Raw genomic sequence first — 19,973 nt, 5'->3', positions numbered from 1 at the left:
CGGGGCGTGTCTCGCCGCCCGCCACCGAGCCCGGGCGGCGACGACCGTGCCACGGGTTCGTGTCACTCCCTGGCGATCGGCAGCGGCCCCTGGCCGCCCTCTACGCCGACGCCGGGCGGCTGTGGTTCCAGTACGGGGCGCTGCGCTGGGACTGCGACGCCATGGACGTGGAGGACGTGCGCGTCCGGTGGTCCGAAGGGCCCGACGGGACCGGGCTGTTCACGGTGGACGGGCCGCGCGGCCGGGAGCTCGCCGTCGTCGGCTCCGCGGCCGCGCTGGGGCCGTTCGATCCCGCTGACGACTGGATCGACGCCCTGGAGCGCGACTTCCTGCGATGGGCGGCGGAGCGACTGTCCGATCCCGCCGGTCGGCGCGCCCTGCGCGAGCTTTACCTGCGGGGCTTCGGCTAGGAGCCGCCGCTGCCGTACGGTCGCGTGAAGATCTCCATGGCGTGGCCGTTCGGGTCCTTGAAGTACGTTCCCCGGCCGCCGTCATGCGTGTTGATCTCACCGGCACGCCGGAACCACGGATCGGCGTAGTACGGGATATCCGCCGCCTGGATACGGGCGAAGGCGGCGTCGAACTCCTCCTCCGAGATCAGGAAGGCGTAGTGCTGCGCGGCGATCGGTCCCGGACCGCTGTCGGCGTAGTCGAGGGTGACGCCGTTCTCGGCCTCGACCGGGACGAACGGCCCGTAGGGTTTGCCGACTTCGAGACCCAGCACACCGGCCAGGAACTCGGCGGACGCCTGCTTGTCGTGGGCGTAGACGATGGTGTGGTTGAGATCGATGGACATGGTGCTGCCCCCTCGGCGTATCAGGTCTGGACTGGTCTGGTCCGGTCTGTTCCAGTCCAGTACGGTCCGGTCCGGTCCGGTCCCTTACGACGCTATGCCGCGGCGCCCCTCCACACCATCGCCCTTCCGGCCTAGGACGGCCTAGGACGGGCCTAGGACCAGTCCTAGATCGTGGCCGCGTCGATCACGAAGCGGTAGCGGACATCGCTCGCCACGACCCGCTCGTACGCCTCGTTCACCTGGTCCGCGCTGATCAGCTCGATCTCCGAGCCAAGCCCGTGCGCCGCGCAGAAGTCGAGCATCTCCTGAGTCTCCGCGATGCCGCCGATCATCGACCCGGCGAGCGTCTTACGGCCGCCGATCAGCGAGCCCATGTTGAGCGAGTTCGGCTCCTCGGGCGCGCCCACGTTCACGAAGACGCCGTCCGTCTTGAGGAGCGACAGAAACGCGTCCATGTCCAGCGGCGCGGAAACCGTCGAGACGATCAGGTCGAAGGACGAGGCGAGCCGCTCGAACGTCGCCGGGTCGCTGGTCGCGTAGTAGTGGTCGGCCCCCAGCCGCAGCCCGTCGTCCTTCTTGCGCAGCGACTGGCTCAGTACGGTCACCTCGGCGCCCAGGGCGTCCGCGATCTTGACGCCCATGTGGCCGAGGCCGCCCAGGCCAAGGATCGCGACCTTCTTGCCGGGGCCCGCGTTCCAGTGCCGCAGCGGCGAGTAGAGGGTGATCCCGGCGCACAGCAGCGGCGCCGCGACGTCCAGCGCGAGGGCGTCCGGAATGCGGACGGTGTAGTTCTCGTCGACCACGATGTGCGTGGAGTACCCGCCGTAGGTCGGCTCGCCGTTCTTGTCGAGGGCGTTGTAGGTGCCGGTCATGCCCTTGACGCAGAACTGCTCCAGGCCCTGCTCGCAGTACTCACACGTACGGCAGGAGTCGACAAAGCAGCCGACGCCCACCCGGTCACCCACGGCGAACCGGGTGACCCCGGGGCCGACCTCGCTGACCAGACCGGCGATCTCGTGGCCAGGCACCATCGGGTAGATGCCCTCGCCCCAGCCGTCGCGGGCCTGATGGATGTCGGAGTGGCAGATTCCGGCGTACTTGATGTCGATCAGGACGTCGAACTCGCCGACCGGACGACGCTCGACGGTGGTGCGCTCCAGCGGAGCCTTGGCGGCGGGAGCGGCGTAGGCGGCGACGGTGCTCATGGGGATAGTTCTCCTTTGATCGCCTCAGTTGATCGCCTCAGTTCGGCGTGCCCCAGCCTGCCGCCCGGCGGCCCGGTCACCCAGCCCTCTGCTGTGCCTACGTCTGGCGTGCGTACTACTGGCGGGGTCAGGCTCACCCGCGTACGTCCATCGGCGAGGCGGGATACTGGGTCCATGGACGGTCAGTCGGCGCAGGCCCAGCTAGTCGAGTTCCTGCGCACCCGCAGGGCGCGGCTGAAGCCCGAGGACGTGGGGCTGCCCGATTACGGGCGCCGCCGCCGCGTGCCAGGGCTACGCCGCGAGGAGCTGGCGCAGCTGGCCGGGGTGTCGGTGGCGTACTACACCCGGCTGGAACAGGGCAACGGCCACAACGTGTCCGCCGAGGTGCTGGACTCGATCGCCCGCGCGCTGCGCCTGACAGACGCCGAGCACGAACATCTGACGCGGTTGGCGAAGCCGAGGCAGACCCAGAAGAAGAAGCAGCGCCACGCGGGCAGGTCCCAGCAGGTGCGGGTGCAGGTGCGGCAGCTGATCGACGCGATGGAGGGGGTTCCGGCGTACGTGATCGGGCGGCGGCTCGACGTCATCGCGTGGAACCGCATGGCGTCCGCGCTGTTCGGCGACTTCGCGGCCGTGCCGCCCGAGGAGCGGAACGTGGCGCGGCACACGTTCCTCGACCCCGCCGCGCGCGACTTCTACCTGGACTGGGAGTGCAAGGCGATCGAGGTGGTAAGCGTGCTGCGGCTGGAGGCGGGCTGCTACCCGGACGAACCGCGGCTCGCGGCGCTCGTCGGTGAACTGTCGGTGAAGAGCGAGGACTTCCGGCGGCTGTGGGCGGCGCACACCGTGCAGGAGAAGGGCCACGGGACGAAGCGGCTGCGGCATCCGCTGGTGGGAGAGCTGACCCTCGCGTACGAGACGCTGAAGCTGCCCGACTGCCACGAACACTCGCTGATCGCCTTCCACGCGGAACCCGACTCCGCGGCCCAGGAGTCGCTGCGCCTGCTGGCGAGCTGGGGCACGGACGCGGCCCAGGCACAGGCCCAGGCGCAGGTTCAGGGGACCAGGCTCAACTCGTAGCGCGTGGGTCTGCCGCGACGAACGGCCCGCTGGAGCAGACGCTCCAGCGGGCCGTTTCGCCGAGTGCCCGGCGGCTCAGACGGCGGAGCCCGCCTTCCACTTGGACCAGCTCATGTTCCAGCCGTTGAGGCCGTTGTACGGCGCGATGGTCTCGTCGCCGGTGTTCTTGACGATGACTACGTCGCCGACCATCGAGTTCTCGTAGAACCACGCACCCGGCGTGTCCGGGTCGTCGGCGCCCTGCTTGTCCGACAGGCCGATGCAGCCGTGGCTGGTGTTGACGGAACCGAAGATGGACTTCGCGCCCCAGTAGTTGCCATGGATGAAGGTTCCCGACGTGGACAGGCGCATCGCGTGCGGCACGTCCTTGATGTCGTACTCGCCCTCACCGTCGTCGTCGGTGAAGCCGACCGTCGCGCCGTTCATCCGGGTCTCCTCGAACATCTCGGAGATCACCATCTGACCCTCGTAGGTCTTGTTCTCCGGGGCGCCCGCCGAGATCGGGATGGTCTTCAGCGTCTTGCCGTCCCGGACGACCGTCATCTGCTTGGTCTTGGCGTCGACCGTGGAGACCTGGCTGCGGCCGATCTTGAAGCTGACCGTCTTCTGCTGGACGCCGAACACGCCGTCGGCGCCCTCGACGCCATCCAGCTTCAGTTTCAGGGTCACGGTGGAGTTGGCCGCCCAGTACTCCTCAGGGCGGAAGTCCAGGCGCTTGTCGTTGAACCAGTGGCCGACGACCTCCTGGCCGCTGCTGGAGGACACCGTGATCCCGGACTGCACGGCCTTCCTGTCGCTGATCGGCTTGTCGAAGTTGATCGACACCGGCATGCCCGACCCGACCGTGGAGCCGTCCTCGGGGGTGAAGTTCCCGATGAAGCTGTTGTCCGGCGAGACGGTGGTGAAGGAGGTGTTCTCGTGGGACTTACGCCCCTGGGAGTCCTCCGCCTCGGCCGTGATCTGGTACGAGGTGGCCCGCTCGAGCTGGCCGTCGGGCTGCCAGGTCTTCTTGTCGGCGGAGAGCGTGCCGGGGACTTCGGTGCCCTCGGAGGTCTTCATGGAGACGCTGGTGAGGGTGCCGTCGGACACCGCGACCTTGGTGTCGTTGTTGATGCTGGCGCCCTGGACGCCGTTCTTGGGCGTGATCTTTATTCGGGCATCGGAGGAGTCCTTGGCGGCCGCCTCGTCGGCCTGGGACTGTGACTGCGCCTGCGGCTTCTTCGCAGCATCGGAGCCCTTGTCGTCGCCGTCGCCGGTGTCGCCGCTGCAAGCAGAGAGCACCAACACGCCACCGAGCAGTGCGGACACGGCCGTGAGGCCTCTGCGCCGCTTGCTGTCCGTTATCACACGCTTCTCCATCGTTGCCGATTCCCCAAGAATGCCCGTTGGCGGGCGCTGCCGGTCCCCGAGCCGACACCTCCCGCCAACACCTACAACTCACTTACCGGTTCGTCCGGTTCCACTTCTGGCTGGGATGTGGGGTACGACACGCTGTCCGCGTGGGGGCGGACGCCGAGCCTACGCCCTGCTCTCGACGGGCTCCCCGTCGAGGTCATCGTCGTGGTCTTCGTCGAGGTCACCGTCGACGTCGTCGTCCAGGTCGCCGTCGAGGTCGTCGTTCCAGTCCGGGGCGTCCGGATCGTAGTCGACCGGCTCACTGCTCCACGAGGCCTGCGCGAGGTCCACCCCCGGCACCTCGCTGACCAGGTCGAAGGGGTCCACCAGATACGCGAGTGCCTCGGCCGAGTCTTCACGGACGGCGGAGTCGGCGTGGGCGCGTTCGGTGTCCGGCATCGCCTCGTCCTGCGCGATGCGGCCCAGCGCGGCGTCGGTCAGTTCACCGGAGTCCGTCACCTCCAGCACCAGTTCGACACGAAGTCGGACATAACGGGATGTCTCAGGAGTGCTCATATGACGGAGCGTACGGCGCTTGGCCGCCGCGACTTTCCCACGACCCGCGCCTTTCACTAGCATCGCCCCACACGGCCAAATCGCCAGTTCCGCAAGGGGGATCGATTCCGTGTCCGTAGCACGTCGTCCGTTGCTCACGTCCGCCGCAGCGGCAGCTGTGCTGGGCGCCCTGTGGTTTGTGCCATCCGCCAACGCGACGATGGAAGAGCCGCAGACAGCGCCTGGCGCGAAGTCCGCGGCCACCGGGCCCCGCCTCGCCGAAACCGGCTCCGTGGACACCACGCCGTACGTGGTCGGCGGGGCGGCGTCCCTCGCGGCGGGAGTGGGCTTGGTCGTGTACGCGGTACGCCGCGAGGCCGGTGCGGGCGGAGGGGCTTAGTCCCCCACCCCGCCCCTTCCCGCAACTGGGGGCAAGCCCCCAGACCCCGGATCGCCCTTCGGGCTCGTCCTCAAGCGTCGGACGGGCTGAAGATTTCAGCCCATCCGGGCGAAGTCCCAGCCTGGTCGGCGCTTGAGGCCATCTTTTAAGGGAAGAGTCCCTGGCCTCAGGCCAGCGGGCCCGTTACCGACTCCGCCGCCTCAAGCAGCCCCCCACCCCGTACGAACGCCTCCGCCGCCGCCAGGTCGGGCGCCAGGAAGCGGTCGGGGCCCGGCCCCTGGACGCCCGCCGCGCGCGCCGCCGCGATGACGGCCTGGGACGCCGGGGCGGGCGTGAGACCCTCCCGCAGCTCGATGCCGCGCGTCGCCGCGTACAGCTCGACCGCGACGATCCGGGTGAGGTTGTCGACCGCTGTGCGCAGCTTGCGGGCTGCGGACCAGCCCATCGAGACGTGGTCCTCCTGCATCGCCGACGACGGGATGGAGTCGGCCGAGGCCGGAACGGCCAGCCGCTTCAGCTCGCTGACCAGCGCGGCCTGGGTGTACTGGGCGATCATCAGGCCGGAGTCGACGCCCGCGTCGTCGGCGAGGAACGGCGGCAGCCCGTGCGAGCGGTTCTTGTCGAGGAGGCGGTCGGTGCGGCGTTCGGCGATCGAGCCGAGGTCCGCCACGGCGATCGCCAGGAAGTCCAGAACGTACGCGACCGGGGCGCCATGGAAGTTGCCGTTGGACTCGACGCGCCCGTCGGGCAGCACGACGGGGTTGTCGACGGCGGCGGCGAGTTCGCGGTCGGCCACTACGCGCGCGTGGGCGAGGGTGTCCCGCCCGGCGCCCGCGACCTGCGGGGCGCACCGCACCGAGTAGGCGTCCTGGACGCGCGGCGAGTCGTCCTGGTGGTGGCCGGTGAGGCCGGAGCCCGCCAGTACCTTGAGCATGTTCGCGGCGGCCGCGGCCTGCCCGGGGTGCGGGCGGATGGCGTGCAGTTCGGCGGCGAGGACCTTGTCGGTGCCGAGCAGGGCCTCCAGCGAGAGGGCGGCCGTGACGTCGGCGCTGCGGTAGATCCGTTCCAGGTCAGCGAGGGCCATCACCAGCATGCCGAGCATGCCGTCGGTGCCGTTGAGGAGGGCGAGCCCCTCCTTCTCGCGGAGTTCCACGGGCCGGATGCCGTGCTCGGCGAGCAGCTCACCGGCCGGGCGCAGGGTGCCGTCGGGGCCCTCGGCGTCGCCCTCGCCGAGCAGTGTCAGGGCGCAGTGGCTGAGCGGCGCCAGGTCGCCCGAGCAGCCGAGCGAGCCGTACTCGTGCACCGCGGGGGTGATGCCCGCGTTCAGGATGTCCGCCATGGTCTGGGCGACCTCGGGGCGTACGCCGGTGTGGCCCGAGCAGACCGTCTTGAGGCGCAGGAACATCAGCGCGCGGACGACCTCGCGCTCCACGCGCGGGCCCATTCCGGCCGCGTGGGAGCGGACGATGTTGCGCTGCAGCTGGGCGCGGAGGTCGGGGCTGATGTGCCGGGTCGCGAGCGCGCCGAAGCCGGTCGAGACGCCGTAGACGGGGTCGGGCTTGGCGGCCAGCGCGTCCACGATCTCGCGGGACGCCGCGAGGGCGGACTTGGCCTCGGCGGAGAGTTCGATCCGCGCGTTGTCGCGGGCTACCGCGACAACGTCGGCAGCGGTCGTCCCGAAGGTCCCCAGCACCACAGTTTGCATATCCATATTCAGCACCCTACGGATTGAATCGCCAGGTGTCACGAGGCGATTTTCCCGCCGTACGCGTGGCGTCCGGCGTCATCTACGGAAGCGGCGGCGCTCCGGCGATGGCGGCGGCGGTACGGGGGCGTCCGCGAGCCGTACGACCGGATCGTCCGGCCCCTCCCGCCCGGCCACCACCGGCTTCGCCGCCTGCGCCGCCTTCGCCCGGTACTGGGCCGCGTCCGCGAGGCGGAACAGCCGCCGGGCCGAACGCACCTGGCCGATCGGGTCACCGGTCGAGGCGACCCCGCAGGCCACGCCGTCGCCAGGCTCCAGTTCGGCGGCGCGTACGCAGAGCTCATCGGCGACCCGTACGACGTCGTCGGCCGTCGGGCCCACCGACACCAGGCAGAACTCGTCACCGCCGAGCCGGGCCGCGAGCGCGCCCGGGAGCATCGCGCCGCAGAGCGAGAGCACCGAGCCGAAGCGTTCGAGCAGGCGGTCGCCGACGGCGTGCCCGAGGGTGTCGTTGACCCGCTTGAGGCCGTTCAGGTCGCAGACGACCAGGGAGACCACGGTGCCGTCGGCGCGGTGCAGCTCCACGGCCTCGTCCAGCCGGGCGTCGACCGCGCGGCGGTTGGCGAGCCCGGTCAGCGCGTCCGTGAACGCCAGACGGCGGGCCTCCTCCAGCCGCTCGGTCTGGGCGATCCCGGCGGCGACGACGGCGGCCAGTACGGTGGCGAAGTCCGCGTCAGCCCGGTCGAAGACCGGCGCGCCGACCGGGCGGGCGACGTACAGCTCTCCCCAGGCGCGGCCATGCAGCACGATGGGCGCGACCACGCAGCTGCCGCGGCCGCGGCGGCGCAGGGCGGCGACCCGCTGATGGCAGTAGCCGCCGTCGCCCGCGTCGCCGGGGGCCGGGCCCTCGGCCGTCTCGACCCAGGCGTCTGGTTCGCCGCCGCCCGCCCACCGCTCGTGCAGGAACTCGGTGATCTCCGGGAACTGGTGCACCGGGTAGGCCTCGTCCTCGGGGAACTCCTCCTCCCCTGGCGCGCGCTCCCCCGCGTTGACCAGCACGCGCAGCCGGCTGCGCTCGCGCTCCCATACCGACAGCGCGGCGAAGCTGCCCGCGAGGGCGCGTCTAGCACCCTGCGCGGCGGCCGACCAGGACTCACGCGGGGTGTGCGTCGCGGCCATGGCCTGCGCCAGGGTGACCACGGCGCGCAGCCGGTCTTCCTCAGCCATTCACTTAGGTTAGGGACATTCCCCCCACTTTGGGACATTGATGGGGCGAACAGGGTGTGCGGCGGGGGCGCCGGGAGCGACAGGAGTGCTTCTACTCGCCCGGCCAGTTCGGGGTGCGCTTCTCGTTGAAGGCGGCCACGCCCTCCGCCCGGTCCCCGGAGAACGCCACCGAGCGCCACGCCGCGTCCTCGACCTCAAGCCCGGCCCGCAGATCCAGGCCCTGGCCGAGCCGCAGGGCCCGCTTGGCGGCGCGCAGGCCGACCGGCGAGTTCTTCGCGATCGTCGCCGCGAGCTCCAGCGCGCCGGTGCGGGCGTCGTCGGCGATCTGGTCCACCAGGCCCAGCTCCCTCGCCTCGTCCGCCGCCACCCGGCGCGCCGAGAACACCAGCTCGGCGGCCCGGGCCGCGCCCACCCGCCGCGGCAGCAGTTGCGTACCGCCGCCGCCGGGGATCACGCCGACGGACACCTCGGGCAGGCCGACCACGGCCGTACCGTCCGCCACGATCAGGTCGCAGGCGAGCGCCAGCTCGAAGCCACCGCCGAGTGCGAAGCCGTGCACGGCGGCGATGGTGGGCATCGGCAGGTCCAGTACGCCGGTGTAGGCGGCCCGCGCGGTCGGGCGCTGGCGCACCAGCTCCGCGTCCGAGAACGAGTTCCGCTCCTTCAGGTCGGCGCCGACGCAGAAGGCACGGTCATTGCTGGAGGTCAGGACTACGACGCGGATGTCACGGTCCTGGGCCAGCGCGTCACAGGCGGCGCCGATGGAGCGGGCCATCTCCGTCGAGACGGCGTTCATGGCCTTCGGCCGGTCGAGGACGAACTCGGCGACGTGCCCGGGCCCCTCGCCATGCCGCCGTACGGCGATGAACTCCCCGAAGCGCTGCTCCGTCATGTGCCCCTCCACGCTCTTGGTTAACGACCGTTATCCGGATCATGCCAGGGGGGTGGGGACTGAGGCCAGAGAAGTGTCCCCCACCCCGCCCCTTCCCGTAACTGGGGGCAAGCCCCCAGACCCCCGGATTGCCCTCCGGGCTTGTCCTCAAGCGCCGGACGGGCTGCATTCTCAGCCCGTCCGGCGCTTGAGGACCGGGGTCTGGGGCGGAGCCCCAGTTACGGGAAGGGGCGGGGTGGGGGAGAAATCTGTGAGCTACACCCGACGCGAGAGCATCCACGGTTCGATGACGCCCAGGCCGCGGACCGGGCGCTGCCACATCGGCTGGAGGCCGAAGCGGTACGAGGGAGGTTCCTCGCCCGCCTCCGCCGCCTTCTCGGCCTGTGCCGCCGCCTCCGCCTCGGAGACCGGCGCGTCACCCGTACGGGAGAGCTCCTCGGCGAGCGCGCTGTCGACCAGGACCGCGTCCTTGGGCGCTATCGAGGTGAGCCGACTCGCCAGGTTCACCGTCGTACCGAAGACGTCGCCCATCCGCGTGGTGACCGTCCCGAAGGCGATCCCGACCCGTAGCTCGGGCATCGTCTCGTCGCTCGCCATCGTCTCGATGAGGCGCAGCGAGATCTCCGCGGCGGTTCCCGCGTCGTCCGCCGCGAACAGGACCTCGTCGCCAAGGGTCTTGATCAGGCGCCCGCCGTGCGCGGCGACCAAATCGGCCGCGGTGGTCTCGAAGGCCTCGACCAGCTCGCCGAGTTCCTCCTCCTCCATGCGCCGTGTCAGGCGGGTGAAGCCGACGAGATCGGCGAAGCCGACCGCGAGCCTGCGGTCGACCATCTCCTCGTCGTCGGCGACCTGGACCACCCGCAGGGTCCCGGCCGCGAGCTGGCGGCGCCAGACGTAGACCAGGAACTCCTCCAGCTCGGGCAGCAGGAGTTCGACCAGCGGGTACGTGACCTCGGTGCGGGTCATGCCGGGCTCGGGGGGCTCGGTGAGGCCCTCCAGGAACGAGTCGATCTGCCAGTCGGCGAGGCGGGCCGTGGTCTGGCCGGTGGAGCGGGCCACCTGTACGGCCATCGCCTCACTCAGCAGTCCCGCCTCGACCAGACCCGCCAGGCGGCGCAGCGCGAGCACGTCCGCCTCGGTCAGCGCCTTGGCCTGGCCGATGTCGGGGAACCCCATGGCCCGCCAGAACCGCGACGCCAGCTCCATGGACACACCCGCGGTCCGGGCCGCCTGAAAGGCGGTGTAGCGGCGCTCGGCCCCCAGGATGAGCTGCTCCAGCCGGAGCGCGAGCGGGTCGTCGGCCCGCTCACCCGGCGCGTCGTCAACCTCCCGGGATGCCAGATCCCCACCCCTGGGAGCCGGATCGGTCCCCCCACCCGGGTCGGACGGGGCACCCCCGGAAGCGGGCGCGGGCGGCGGGGAGTCGTCGTGGGGCGTGCCCTCGGCGGGCTGGGAGGCGGAGGGGTGGGAGGCAGCGGCGTCGGCATGCCGGGAGGCAGGGGGTGTGCCCGTGCCGGAGCCCGTGTCGTCGACGGTCACTGCGTATTGCCCTTCCGATCTGCCACGGTCTGCTATCGACCGGGCCCCACGATACGACAGGTGTGCCCTGGCTCACGTATGCCGCTTCCGGCCTCGTCCACCAGGTGGACACCCGGGTGGCCGCCTGGTGGACACGGGCGGCCGAGCAGGCAGGAAAGCGGGCGGGAAGCGGGTGGGAAAGCGGGCGGCCAAGCAGGTGGTAAGGCGGGGGAAAGCTCAGGTCCCGGCTCCCCGTAGGTGCACCACATCCCCGGCCCCGACCGGCTCCCGTACGCCCTCCGCCGTGCCGATGATCAGGCGCCCCTCGCCGTCCACGGCCAGCGCCTCACCCGTCAGCGTCCGCCCCCCGGGCAGCTCCGCCCGCACCTGGCGGCCCAGCGTCGCGCAGCCCGCGACGTACGTCTCCTGGAGCCGGGACGCCGCCGGGTCGCCGCCCGCGTCGCGCCACGTCCCGTACCAGGTCTCCAGCTCGCGCAGGATGGCCCGCAGCAGCGGATCCCGGTGCGTCTCCTTGGCGCCCGCGAGCGCCAGCGAGCCCGCCTCCGGCACCGGCAACTCGTCGTCGCGCAGCGATACGTTGACCCCGATGCCGAGCACCACCGCGTCGTCGCCCGCGCGTTCGGCGAGGATGCCGCCGACCTTGCGCTCCTGCCCGTCGACCATCGCCAGCAGGTCGTTGGGCCACTTCAGTGACAGGTCCGTGCCGATGACCCGGGCCAGCCCCGTCGCGGTGGCCACCCCGGCGAGCAGCGGCAGCCACCCCCACCGCTCGACGGGTACCCCGGTCGGCCTCAGAAGTACGGAGAAGAACAGCCCGGAGCGCGCGGGCGCCGTCCAGCTCCGGTCCAGGCGCCCACGCCCGGCCGTCTGCTCCTCAGCGACCAGCACGGCGCCTTCAGCAGCGCCTTCGGCGGCACCCTCAGCGGCGCCTCCAGCCGTACCCTCGGCCCCAGTGGTCGCGCGCGCGGCCAGGTCGGCGTTGGTGGAGCCCGTGGTGGGCAGGACGTCGAGCGTGGTCCACAACCCGTCGGGCCTGATCAGTGCGCGGCGCAGCGCGGCCGCGTCCAGCGGGGGCCGGTCGAGGTCGGACCAGCGGTTGCCGTACGGCTCTGGTGTCGTCATGCAAGACAGCCTAGGTGTGGCAAACGCCGCACTGCCGAGCCTCGTCCGCGCCATTACGCTACGCACCAGTAGCTCAGCGTTTACCGTCCCCCTTCACACCCCCTCATCGACCCGTGACCAGGCAGGGAGCCGCATCCCGATGGCCGAGCGAGACGCCATGGCAGCAATTGACATTCACACGACCGCAGGGAAGATCGCGGATCTGCGACGCCGCATTGACGAGGCGACCCACGCCGGTTCCGCACGCGCGGTGGAAAAGCAGCACGCCAAGGGCAAACTGACGGCGCGTGAGCGGATCGGCCTGCTGCTCGACGAGGGCTCCTTCGTCGAGCTGGACGAGTTCGCCCGGCACCGCTCGACGGACTTCGGCCTGGAGCAGAACCGCCCGTACGGCGACGGCGTCGTCACCGGCTACGGCACGGTCGACGGCCGCCCGGTGGCCGTGTTCTCGCAGGACTTCACGGTCTTCGGCGGTGCGCTCGGCGAGGTGTACGGCCAGAAGATCATGAAGGTGATGGACTTCGCGCTGAAGACCGGCTGCCCGGTGGTCGGCATCAACGACTCCGGCGGCGCCCGCATCCAGGAGGGCGTCAGCGCGCTCGGTATGTACGGCGAGATCTTCCGCCGTAACACCCATGCGTCCGGGGTGATTCCGCAGATCAGCCTGGTCGTCGGGCCGTGCGCGGGCGGCGCGGTCTACTCCCCCGCGATCACCGACTTCACGGTGATGGTCGACCAGACCTCGCATATGTTCATCACCGGACCGGACGTCATCAAGACGGTCACCGGCGAGGACGTCGGCTTCGAGGACCTCGGCGGCGCCCGCACCCACAACGCCACCTCGGGCGTGGCGCACCACATGGCGGGTGACGAGAAGGACGCCATCGAGTACGTCAAGTCCCTCCTGTCGTACCTCCCGTCGAACAACCTCAGCGAGCCGCCCGCCTTCCCCGAGGAGGCCGACCTCGAAGTCTCCGCCGAGGACCTTGAGCTGGACACGCTGATCCCGGACAGCGCCAACCAGCCGTACGACATGCACACGGTCATCGAGCACGTCCTGGACGACGCGGAGTTCTTCGAGACGCAGTCCCTGTTCGCGCCGAACATCGTCACCGGCTTCGGCCGGGTCGAGGGCCGCCCGGTGGGCATCGTCGCCAACCAGCCGATGCAGTTCGCGGGCTGCCTGGACATCGACGCCTCCGAGAAGGCGGCGCGCTTCGTCCGCACCTGCGACGCCTTCAACGTGCCGGTGATCACCTTCGTCGACGTGCCGGGCTTCCTGCCCGGTGTCGACCAGGAGTACGGCGGCATCATCCGCCGCGGCGCCAAGCTGATCTACGCCTACGCCGAGGCCACCGTCCCGCTGATCACGATCATCACGCGCAAGGCCTTCGGTGGCGCGTACGACGTGATGGGCTCCAAGCACCTGGGCGCCGACCTCAACATCGCCTGGCCGACGGCCCAGATCGCGGTGATGGGCGCGCAGGGCGCGGTGAACATCCTGCACCGCCGCACCATCGCGGCCGCCCCCGAGAACGAGCTGGAGGCCGTACGCGCCCAGCTCATCCAGGAGTACGAGGACACCCTCCTCAACCCCTACACCGCCGCCGAGCGCGGCTACATCGACGCGGTGGTCATGCCCTCCGAGACCCGCCGCCAGGTGGTACGGGGCCTGCGGCAGCTCCGCACCAAGCGCGAGTCCCTCCCGCCGAAGAAGCACGGCAACATCCCCCTGTAAGGAGCCGCTGTGACGATCAAGGTCGTACGGGGCAACCCGACCCCCGAGGAGCTGGCCGCCGCACTGGCGGTGGTCAGAGCACGCGCCGCGGCCGCCGCATCGGCGGAGCCGGGCGCGCCCCGCATCGCCGACGCCTGGTCCGACCCGGCCCGGGTGGCCCGGCACCGGCTGCCCGCGCCAGGTCCGGGCAGCTGGGGCCGTACGTACTGGCCGGGCTAGGCCGGGTCCGCATAGTCCCGAACTGGCACAACCGGGTGGGGCACTTGAGTACGCGTACTCAGGTGCCCCACCCGTCGCGCGCGGCACCATCGAGGGATGCTCTGGTCCGACCCCAAGGATGACGACGGCCCGCCCAAACACCTGCGGGACACCCAGGCCATGCTGCGCCGCGCCAGCGTGGTGCTGGCCCTGGCGATGATCCTGGCGATGCTCGTACTCGGCGCACACTGAGCGCACACTGACGGGGAACTGACCGGGCACGGAGCGAGCACGGACCGGCGGCTGGTTACGCTGGACCTCATGCCTGAGCCCCGCCGCCTCATCCTCGCCTCCCAGTCGCCCGCCCGCCTCGGGCTGCTCCGCCAGGCCGGGCTCGCGCCCGAGGTCGTCGTCAGCGGGGTCGACGAGGACGCGCTGACCGCGCCCACGCCCGGCGAACTCGCCCGCGTACTGGCCGAGGCGAAGGCCTCCGTGGTGGCCGCCCGCGACGAGGCTGCGGACGCACTGGTCGTCGGCTGTGACTCGGTGCTGGAACTGGACGGCCAGGCGCTGGGCAAGCCCGCCGACGCCGAAGAGGCCACCGCCCGCTGGAAGTCCATGCGCGGCCGCGCGGGCGTGCTGCGGACCGGGCACTGCGTCATCGACACCGCGTCCGGACGGTCCGTATCCGCCACCGCGTCCACGACGGTGAACTTCGGTGAGCCGTCGGACGCGGAGGTCGCCGCCTACGTGGCGTCTGGCGAACCGCTGTACGTCGCCGGGGCCTTCACCCTGGACGGGCGCTCGGCACCGTTCATCGACTCCATCGAGGGCGACCACGGCAACGTCATCGGGATCTCCCTGCCGCTGCTGCGCCGCCTGCTCGCCGAGCTGGATGTGTCGATCACCGAGCTGTGGGCTACCACCTCCGCCGAGTAGCCGGGCACACCCGTCAGGTCGGACCCGACCAGTCGAAGGGGATGTGCTTGCTGGACTGGCCTTCCCGGCTCCACTTGAAGCCGAAGGCGTCGGCACGGTCCGCTGTCGCGCGGCCCCAGGTCGCGACCTGGCCCGGGCCGGTCTCCGAGCCCGGCAGGTTGGTCGACTGCACGCGCGCGCCCTCGGGCGTCGTCGGTCCGGTGAGAGCCGTCGCGCTGGCCTCGACCCGGCCCGGAACGGTGGCCCTCCAGCCGCCGAGGTCCTCGTCGACCTGAATGTCGATGGGGGCGAAGTCCATGCCCCGCATCTCGCCGTCGAACAACTTGTTGAACTCAGCGGGCCAGCTGCCGGCCGCACCGCCGAAGATCATCTGGAGAGCCTCGCGCTGCGCCGCGTCGGCCGTCTCGTCAAGGAAGACCGCCCCGTACGAATCGGAGTGCTCGGCCCACACGTTGCCAACGAACGAGGCGACCATCAGCACGTTGAGCCCGTCCAGCGACACATCGCCGTAGCGCCCCTCGCGAATGTGCCAGGCCAGCACTCCCTCGCAGTCACCGTAGGTGGGCTTCTGCGCGAACGAGCACGGGCACGGCACGTCGCACTTACAGGTGTCGAACCAGTCCCCGGTCACATGCCACTTCGGAACGGTCTTCGCTGTCTCAGCTGTCTCAGTCATGTCCTCGCCTCCTCGCGGTCCGCACCACCGGGTGGATCTGGTGGGGGGCGGCGATCTCGCGGGAGACACAACACCGTGGGACACCGCGTCCGCTCCGCTCGGTGACACGGGTCATCACGTCCCATTCTCCCCGTGTTGCCGCAAGGGGCCAAGGTGTCCAGGTCAAACGGCTGCCCGCGCGACCGGCCGCCTTCTGTGGTGGCCTGGAGGGGTGTTCCGCAGCCGACCGCCCCTCTCCGCGCCCCTGCGGCCGGGCAATCTGCTCCCGGCCCGGGCGATGGCCGTCGCCTGGTCGTTCATGCTGCTGCTGGCCGTGCTCGCGTGGGTCCTCGTCGTCGGACAGGCCAGCCCCGACGACGACATGGGCATGGAGCCAGGGACCATGGGTCTCACCCTGCCGTTGTTCCTGCTCTTCTGGGTGATCATGATGATCGCCATGATGTTCCCGTCCGTGGCGCCAGTGGCCGTCACCTGGGTCCGGGGCATCGGCCGTCAGTCGTCGTCCGGTGTGGTCCGCGCGGCTCGGACCACACAGTTCGTGGGCGGCTATCTGATCGCTTGGGCGACATTCGGACTCTTCGTGTACGGGGTCCTCGCCGTAGCGGGCAACCTGGTCGACGGTCACCCCGAAGCCGGGCGCTGGATCGGCGCGGGCGCCTTCCTGCTCGCCGGACTGCACCAGCTCAGTCCGCTCAAGAACATGTGCCTGCGCCACTGCCGAAGCCCCATGGGCCAGCTCGCGCACTACGCCGGCTACCGGTCGGGCGGCGCCCGTGACCTGCGCGTCGGAGTCCATCACGGGCTCTACTGCGTCGGCTGCTGCTGGGGGCTCATGATTGTCCTCATCCCGCTGGGCATGATGAACATCGCGGCGATGGCCGCACTCGCGGGCGTCATCTTCCTCGAGAAGTTGTGGCGGCTGGGACCGCTGCTCAGTACCGCGGTCGGTGTGATCTTCCTGGTCCTGGCCGCGCTGGCCCCGTTCCAGAGCTGGCTGCTGCCGGGCCTGGAGCAGCACACAGGGATGTAGGGACGCAGCGATGCAGGGATGTAAGAGGCCAGAACGGTAAAATCACCCACATGGTGGCGTGGTCACCGCTGGTGGGCCGGGCGGCCGAGAGGGCGATCCTGGAAACGGCCCTCGCGCGGTGCCGGGCCGGTACAGGCGGACTTGTCCTGGTACGTGGGGACGCGGGCGTCGGCAAGAGCCGACTCGTGCGGGACGTCCTCGCTGACTGGGACGGCCGACTGCTGCGGGGCACCGCCACCCCGGGCGCCGGGACGTACGCGCCCCTGTCGGACGTGTTGCGCACCGTCGCCGATGAGCTGGGGGACGACGTGCTGCCGCAGGGCGTCACCGCGCTGCTGACGCCACGAAGCACGGCAGCCGACCACGCGGCCCTGGTAGCGGACATCACGCGGACCCTCCGAGACCTCGGGCGGCGCCGGGAGACCGTGATCGTCCTTGAGGACCTGCACTGGGCCGACGCCGCGGCCGTCGAGCTCCTTCCCACGCTCGCGGCGGCGCTGGCGGCCGAGCGAGTGCTGCTGCTCGCCACGTACCGCGCCGACGGGCTGCCGCGCGCCCACCCCATCCGTCACCTGCGCAGCGAAGTACGCCGCTCGGGACACTTCGCGGAAGTCGCGCTCCGCCCGCTGACCGCCGACGAGACCGGGGAACTCCTGGCCGGGCTCCTGGACGGGACGCCTTCCCCGGATCTGGTCGCGCGGGTGCACGAGCGGGCCGGAGGGCTGCCCTTCTTCATCGAGGAACTCACCGCGGCACTGGCCGAGTCCGGCGCCCTACGCCGCACCGGAACCGGAACGGGAACCAGCACGGGCACAGGCGTAACCCTCGCGTCGGACGCCGTGCTCTCCGTCCCCGACAGCGTCATGGACGCCGTCCTGGTCCGTACCGAAGGGCTGAGACGGCGACACCGGCCGGTGGTGGAACTCGCCGCGGTCCTCGGCATACGGGTCGATCTCCCCGTACTGGCCGCCCTGGTGGAGCCGGAGGGTGCGCAGGGGCTGGAGGGCATCGACGCGTTGCTCGAGTCCGGTCTGCTGGAGGAGGAGGCGGCGCAGGAGCCGGAGGCGGAGGCGGAGGGCCACGGATCGGCGGTGTTCCGGCACGCGCTCGTGCGGGACGCGCTGTACCGGGCCATTCCCTGGGCCCGCCGCCGCGCCCACCACCAGCGGGCTGCCACGACGCTCGAAGCCCGTGGCGCGCCGCCCGAGACCGTCGCCGCGCACTGGAGCGCCGCACACGAACACCAGCGTGCGAGACCGCTGTTGCTCGCCGCGGCCGAGCGGCTCTGCGCGGTGCACGCCTACCGGGACGCCGCGGCGCTCGCCCGGCAGGCCCTGGAGAGCTGGCCCGAAGACGTCGACTCCGAGCGCCGGGTCGTCACGCTGGAGCGCCTGGCGGAGTGCGCCGAGCTCTGCGGGGAACCGGCAGCGGCCGTGACCGGATGGGCCGACGTGGCGGCAATACGGTTCTCGCGGGGCGAGCTCGCCGGCGCGGGGGTCGCGCGGCGGAGGCTGGCCAACGCCGCCGGTCTGACCGGCGACCGGCCGCGCGTGGCCGCCGCGCGGGAGGCCGCGGCCGAGGCGTTCACGGCGGCGGGACGGCCCGACGAGGCGGCGGTGGAGCGTCTCGCCCTGGCCGAGCAGTGGAAGTCGGCGGGGTACCTCACCAAGGCCCTCGACCAGGTGAGCGCGGCGGCAGTGGACGCCGAGGCGGCGGGCCGCACCGACCTGAGGGCCCACGCACTGGCCCTGCAAGGCGCGCTGATCGCGGCGCGGGGAGACGGGCGGCGGGGCGTCGCCCTCGCCCGGTCCGGGCTGGCACTCGCCCTGACCGGCCAGCCGGGGGCGTCGACAGGCGAGACGTACTACGAGTTGGCGGAGGCCCTGGAGTACGCGGCCGACTACGCGGCGGCGGCAGGCGCCTACGAGGCGGCCTTCGAGCTGTGCCGTGACCAGGAAGCCGCCGACCTGGCGCGAGTCTGCTTCACCTGCACATCGCCGGTGGTGCGGCTCATGGGCGACTGGGACCGTTCGCTGGCCATCTGCGCCGAGACCCTCGCCGACGAGCAGGCCACCGAGTTGCTGCACATGGTGGCGCGGGAGGAGTCGGGACTGATCCGCGCACTGCGGGGGGACCGGCGGCGGGCGCGGGGGCCGCTGCGGCGCGCCGCCCTCTTCGGCCACGCGGAGGAGGTCTTCGGCCTGGAGGTGGGCGCGGTCTGGGGCCTGGCCCTGGTCGCCCGCCTCGACGGAGACGAGCCGGGTGCCCGCGCATCCGTGGCGGCCCTGCTGGAACGCTGCCGCGTCAAGGAGGACCTGCACTACGCGCTGCCGGCGCTCCGCTGGAGCGCCACGTTCCTGGCCGAGCGGGGTGCCCGCGACGGCCTGGCGCGCTGCCACCGGGTGCTCGCCGCCGCCGCGACGCGGAACAGCTCGTCCAAGGTCCTCGCGGCCCTGGCCCACGCGGGCGGAGAGCTGGCCCTGGCGGACGGCGACGCGGGGCAGGCGGCGGAGCAGTTCGGCCGGGCCGTGGAGCTCCTGCGCGGCGTTCCGGCGCCGTACGAGAAGGCGCTCAGCCAGCTGCGCCGGGGCACGGCCTTGGCCGCGTCAGGCGATCGGGAGACCGCGGTCTCGCTGCTGACCAGCGCCTATCGCATCGCCCGCAGGCTAGGTGCCAAGCCGCTGGAACGCGACTGCGCGACCGCGCTGGCGGCGATGGGCGAGCGGGTCGACCAGCGGCTCGGCCGCCTCGCCGCCCGCTCGCTTGAGCCCGCCGGGCTCACCCGCCGGGAGAAAGAGGTGCTGCGCCTGCTGGCCAGTGGCCTGACCAACCGCGCGATCGCCGAGGAGCTGTTCATCAGCCCTCGTACGGTCGACATGCATGTCCGTCATCTGCTCGAGAAGCTCGACTGTCCCTCCCGGACGGCGGCCGCCCGCCGCGCCACGGAACTCGGCCTGGCCGAAGAAGTACGGCCATAGCCCGCCAGGAATACGGCAGCACCACGCATGTTCCCCTCCTCCCCGCTCCCTAGCGTGGGAAGCGCTTAGCCGGTACGGGGCGGGGAGAGGAGACAACGGTCATGGAGAAGCTGGCCATCGTCGTCCGGGACGACGCCTACGACAAGATGCTCACCCCACTGACCTTCGCCTGGCTCTACGCGGAGAAGGGCGTTCAGGTCGACATGCTCTTCGTGCTCTGGGCGGTGCGCGCCCTCACCAAGGAGGGAGCCGCCACGCTGGAGATGGAGGGACGGCACGCCGCGGACGCCGACGCGCTGAAGGCCAAGATGACCAAGGACGGCGAGCCCACCGAGATCATCGACTACCTCACCTACCTCAAGGGCACCGGCAACGTGAACCTCTACGCCTGCCGGATCGCCGCGGGCTCGTTCGACGTCGACGCGTCGAACCTGATCCCGGAGGCCGAAGGCATCGTGGACGCCACCTGGTTCCTTGAGGAGAAGGCGACCAAGGCAGACCACTGCCAGTACTTCTGAACTTTCCGACCACGCGTACGGCCCTGGAGCGCCGTGGCGT

20 protein-coding genes are annotated in these 19,973 nt (G+C 71.3%); 10 read left to right on the top strand and 10 right to left on the bottom strand.

Going from position 1 to position 19,973, the window contains the following annotated elements; all coding sequences use genetic code 11:
* Window positions 1-59 precede the first annotated feature (59 nt).
* Window positions 60-410, top strand: coding sequence for a hypothetical protein (locus GCN81_RS08500; RefSeq protein WP_156723281.1), 351 nt, complete (start codon window positions 60-62; stop codon window positions 408-410).
* On the opposite strand, the gene GCN81_RS08495 is transcribed toward GCN81_RS08500, so the two are convergent.
* Window positions 407-796 (bottom strand): VOC family protein, encoded by a 390-nt coding sequence (locus GCN81_RS08495; RefSeq protein ID WP_156723279.1) that lies wholly within the window; start codon window positions 794-796, stop codon window positions 407-409. The genes GCN81_RS08500 and GCN81_RS08495 overlap by 4 nt on opposite strands.
* Window positions 797-960: 164 nt before the next feature.
* A complete protein-coding gene (locus tag GCN81_RS08490; RefSeq protein ID WP_156723277.1) occupies window positions 961-2,001 on the bottom strand; it encodes an NAD(P)-dependent alcohol dehydrogenase in 1,041 nt (346 codons plus the stop codon).
* Window positions 2,002-2,175: 174 nt separating this feature from the next.
* On the opposite strand from GCN81_RS08490, the gene GCN81_RS08485 reads away from it, so the two are divergent.
* Window positions 2,176-3,081 carry a helix-turn-helix transcriptional regulator gene (locus tag GCN81_RS08485; RefSeq protein ID WP_156723275.1) on the top strand — a complete coding sequence of 302 codons (906 nt, stop codon included), beginning with the start codon at window positions 2,176-2,178 and terminating at the stop codon, window positions 3,079-3,081.
* 75 nt (window positions 3,082-3,156) lie between these two features.
* On the opposite strand, the gene GCN81_RS08480 is transcribed toward GCN81_RS08485, so the two are convergent.
* Window positions 3,157-4,440, bottom strand: coding sequence for a L,D-transpeptidase (locus GCN81_RS08480; protein WP_156723273.1), 1,284 nt, complete (start codon window positions 4,438-4,440; stop codon window positions 3,157-3,159).
* 159 nt (window positions 4,441-4,599) lie between these two features.
* Window positions 4,600-4,992: a hypothetical protein gene (locus tag GCN81_RS08475; RefSeq protein WP_156723272.1), complete on the bottom strand. Its 393-nt coding sequence runs from the start codon at window positions 4,990-4,992 to the stop codon at window positions 4,600-4,602.
* 109 nt (window positions 4,993-5,101) lie between these two features.
* Here GCN81_RS08475 and GCN81_RS08470 point away from each other — a divergent pair, with 109 nt between their 5' ends.
* Entirely contained in the window at window positions 5,102-5,371 is a 270-nt protein-coding gene (locus tag GCN81_RS08470; RefSeq protein ID WP_156723270.1) for an LAETG motif-containing sortase-dependent surface protein, read from the top strand.
* Window positions 5,372-5,537: 166 nt separating this feature from the next.
* On the opposite strand, the gene hutH is transcribed toward GCN81_RS08470, so the two are convergent.
* The 5 genes from hutH to GCN81_RS08445 all read right to left on the bottom strand — a co-directional run bounded on the left by hutH (window position 5,538) and on the right by GCN81_RS08445 (window position 11,856).
* Complete coding sequence (gene hutH / locus GCN81_RS08465; protein ID WP_156723436.1) at window positions 5,538-7,076, bottom strand: histidine ammonia-lyase; 1,539 nt, start codon at window positions 7,074-7,076, stop codon at window positions 5,538-5,540.
* Window positions 7,077-7,154: 78 nt separating this feature from the next.
* Window positions 7,155-8,303 (bottom strand): GGDEF domain-containing protein, encoded by a 1,149-nt coding sequence (locus GCN81_RS08460; protein ID WP_156723268.1) that lies wholly within the window; start codon window positions 8,301-8,303, stop codon window positions 7,155-7,157.
* 91 nt (window positions 8,304-8,394) lie between these two features.
* Entirely contained in the window at window positions 8,395-9,195 is an 801-nt protein-coding gene (locus GCN81_RS08455; protein WP_156723266.1) for an enoyl-CoA hydratase/isomerase family protein, read from the bottom strand.
* Between the two features lie 255 nt (window positions 9,196-9,450).
* The gene (locus GCN81_RS08450) at window positions 9,451-10,734 is read right to left on the bottom strand and encodes an adenylate/guanylate cyclase domain-containing protein (RefSeq protein ID WP_156723264.1); all 1,284 of its coding nucleotides are present in this window, start codon (window positions 10,732-10,734) and stop codon (window positions 9,451-9,453) included.
* A 216-nt stretch (window positions 10,735-10,950) separates the two neighbouring features.
* On the bottom strand, window positions 10,951-11,856 hold the full coding sequence (locus tag GCN81_RS08445; protein ID WP_231626499.1) for a biotin--[acetyl-CoA-carboxylase] ligase: 906 nt from the start codon (window positions 11,854-11,856) through the stop codon (window positions 10,951-10,953).
* Between the two features lie 139 nt (window positions 11,857-11,995).
* Here GCN81_RS08445 and GCN81_RS08440 point away from each other — a divergent pair, with 139 nt between their 5' ends.
* The 4 genes from GCN81_RS08440 (at window position 11,996) to GCN81_RS08425 (ending at window position 14,731) form a co-directional block, all read left to right on the top strand.
* Window positions 11,996-13,594, top strand: coding sequence for an acyl-CoA carboxylase subunit beta (locus GCN81_RS08440; protein WP_156723259.1), 1,599 nt, complete (start codon window positions 11,996-11,998; stop codon window positions 13,592-13,594).
* A gap of 9 nt (window positions 13,595-13,603) precedes the next feature.
* Window positions 13,604-13,813 carry an acyl-CoA carboxylase subunit epsilon gene (locus GCN81_RS08435; RefSeq protein ID WP_156723257.1) on the top strand — a complete coding sequence of 70 codons (210 nt, stop codon included), beginning with the start codon at window positions 13,604-13,606 and terminating at the stop codon, window positions 13,811-13,813.
* 96 nt (window positions 13,814-13,909) lie between these two features.
* Window positions 13,910-14,044, top strand: a complete 135-nt coding sequence (gene mmpB, locus GCN81_RS32690) for a morphogenic membrane protein MmpB (protein WP_156723256.1) — start codon at window positions 13,910-13,912, stop codon at window positions 14,042-14,044.
* 69 nt (window positions 14,045-14,113) lie between these two features.
* Window positions 14,114-14,731 (top strand): Maf family protein, encoded by a 618-nt coding sequence (locus GCN81_RS08425; RefSeq protein ID WP_156723254.1) that lies wholly within the window; start codon window positions 14,114-14,116, stop codon window positions 14,729-14,731.
* A gap of 13 nt (window positions 14,732-14,744) precedes the next feature.
* On the opposite strand, the gene GCN81_RS08420 is transcribed toward GCN81_RS08425, so the two are convergent.
* Entirely contained in the window at window positions 14,745-15,407 is a 663-nt protein-coding gene (locus GCN81_RS08420) for a DUF1326 domain-containing protein (protein ID WP_156723252.1), read from the bottom strand.
* 277 nt (window positions 15,408-15,684) lie between these two features.
* Here GCN81_RS08420 and GCN81_RS08415 point away from each other — a divergent pair, with 277 nt between their 5' ends.
* From GCN81_RS08415 to GCN81_RS08405, 3 genes are all read left to right on the top strand, one after another.
* Window positions 15,685-16,437 (top strand): DUF2182 domain-containing protein, encoded by a 753-nt coding sequence (locus GCN81_RS08415; RefSeq protein ID WP_156723434.1) that lies wholly within the window; start codon window positions 15,685-15,687, stop codon window positions 16,435-16,437.
* Window positions 16,438-16,487: 50 nt separating this feature from the next.
* Window positions 16,488-19,415 (top strand): helix-turn-helix transcriptional regulator, encoded by a 2,928-nt coding sequence (locus tag GCN81_RS32855; protein WP_156723250.1) that lies wholly within the window; start codon window positions 16,488-16,490, stop codon window positions 19,413-19,415.
* 101 nt (window positions 19,416-19,516) lie between these two features.
* The gene (locus tag GCN81_RS08405) at window positions 19,517-19,933 is read left to right on the top strand and encodes a DsrE family protein (RefSeq protein ID WP_156723248.1); all 417 of its coding nucleotides are present in this window, start codon (window positions 19,517-19,519) and stop codon (window positions 19,931-19,933) included.
* The last annotated feature ends 40 nt before the right edge of the window (window positions 19,934-19,973 follow it).

The organism is Streptomyces apocyni (assembly GCF_009739465.1).
Classification (GTDB): Bacteria; Actinomycetota; Actinomycetes; order Streptomycetales; family Streptomycetaceae; genus Streptomyces; species Streptomyces apocyni.
The sequence above is the reverse complement of the archived record's forward strand: the minus strand, read 5'-3'. Positions and strand labels throughout refer to the sequence as shown.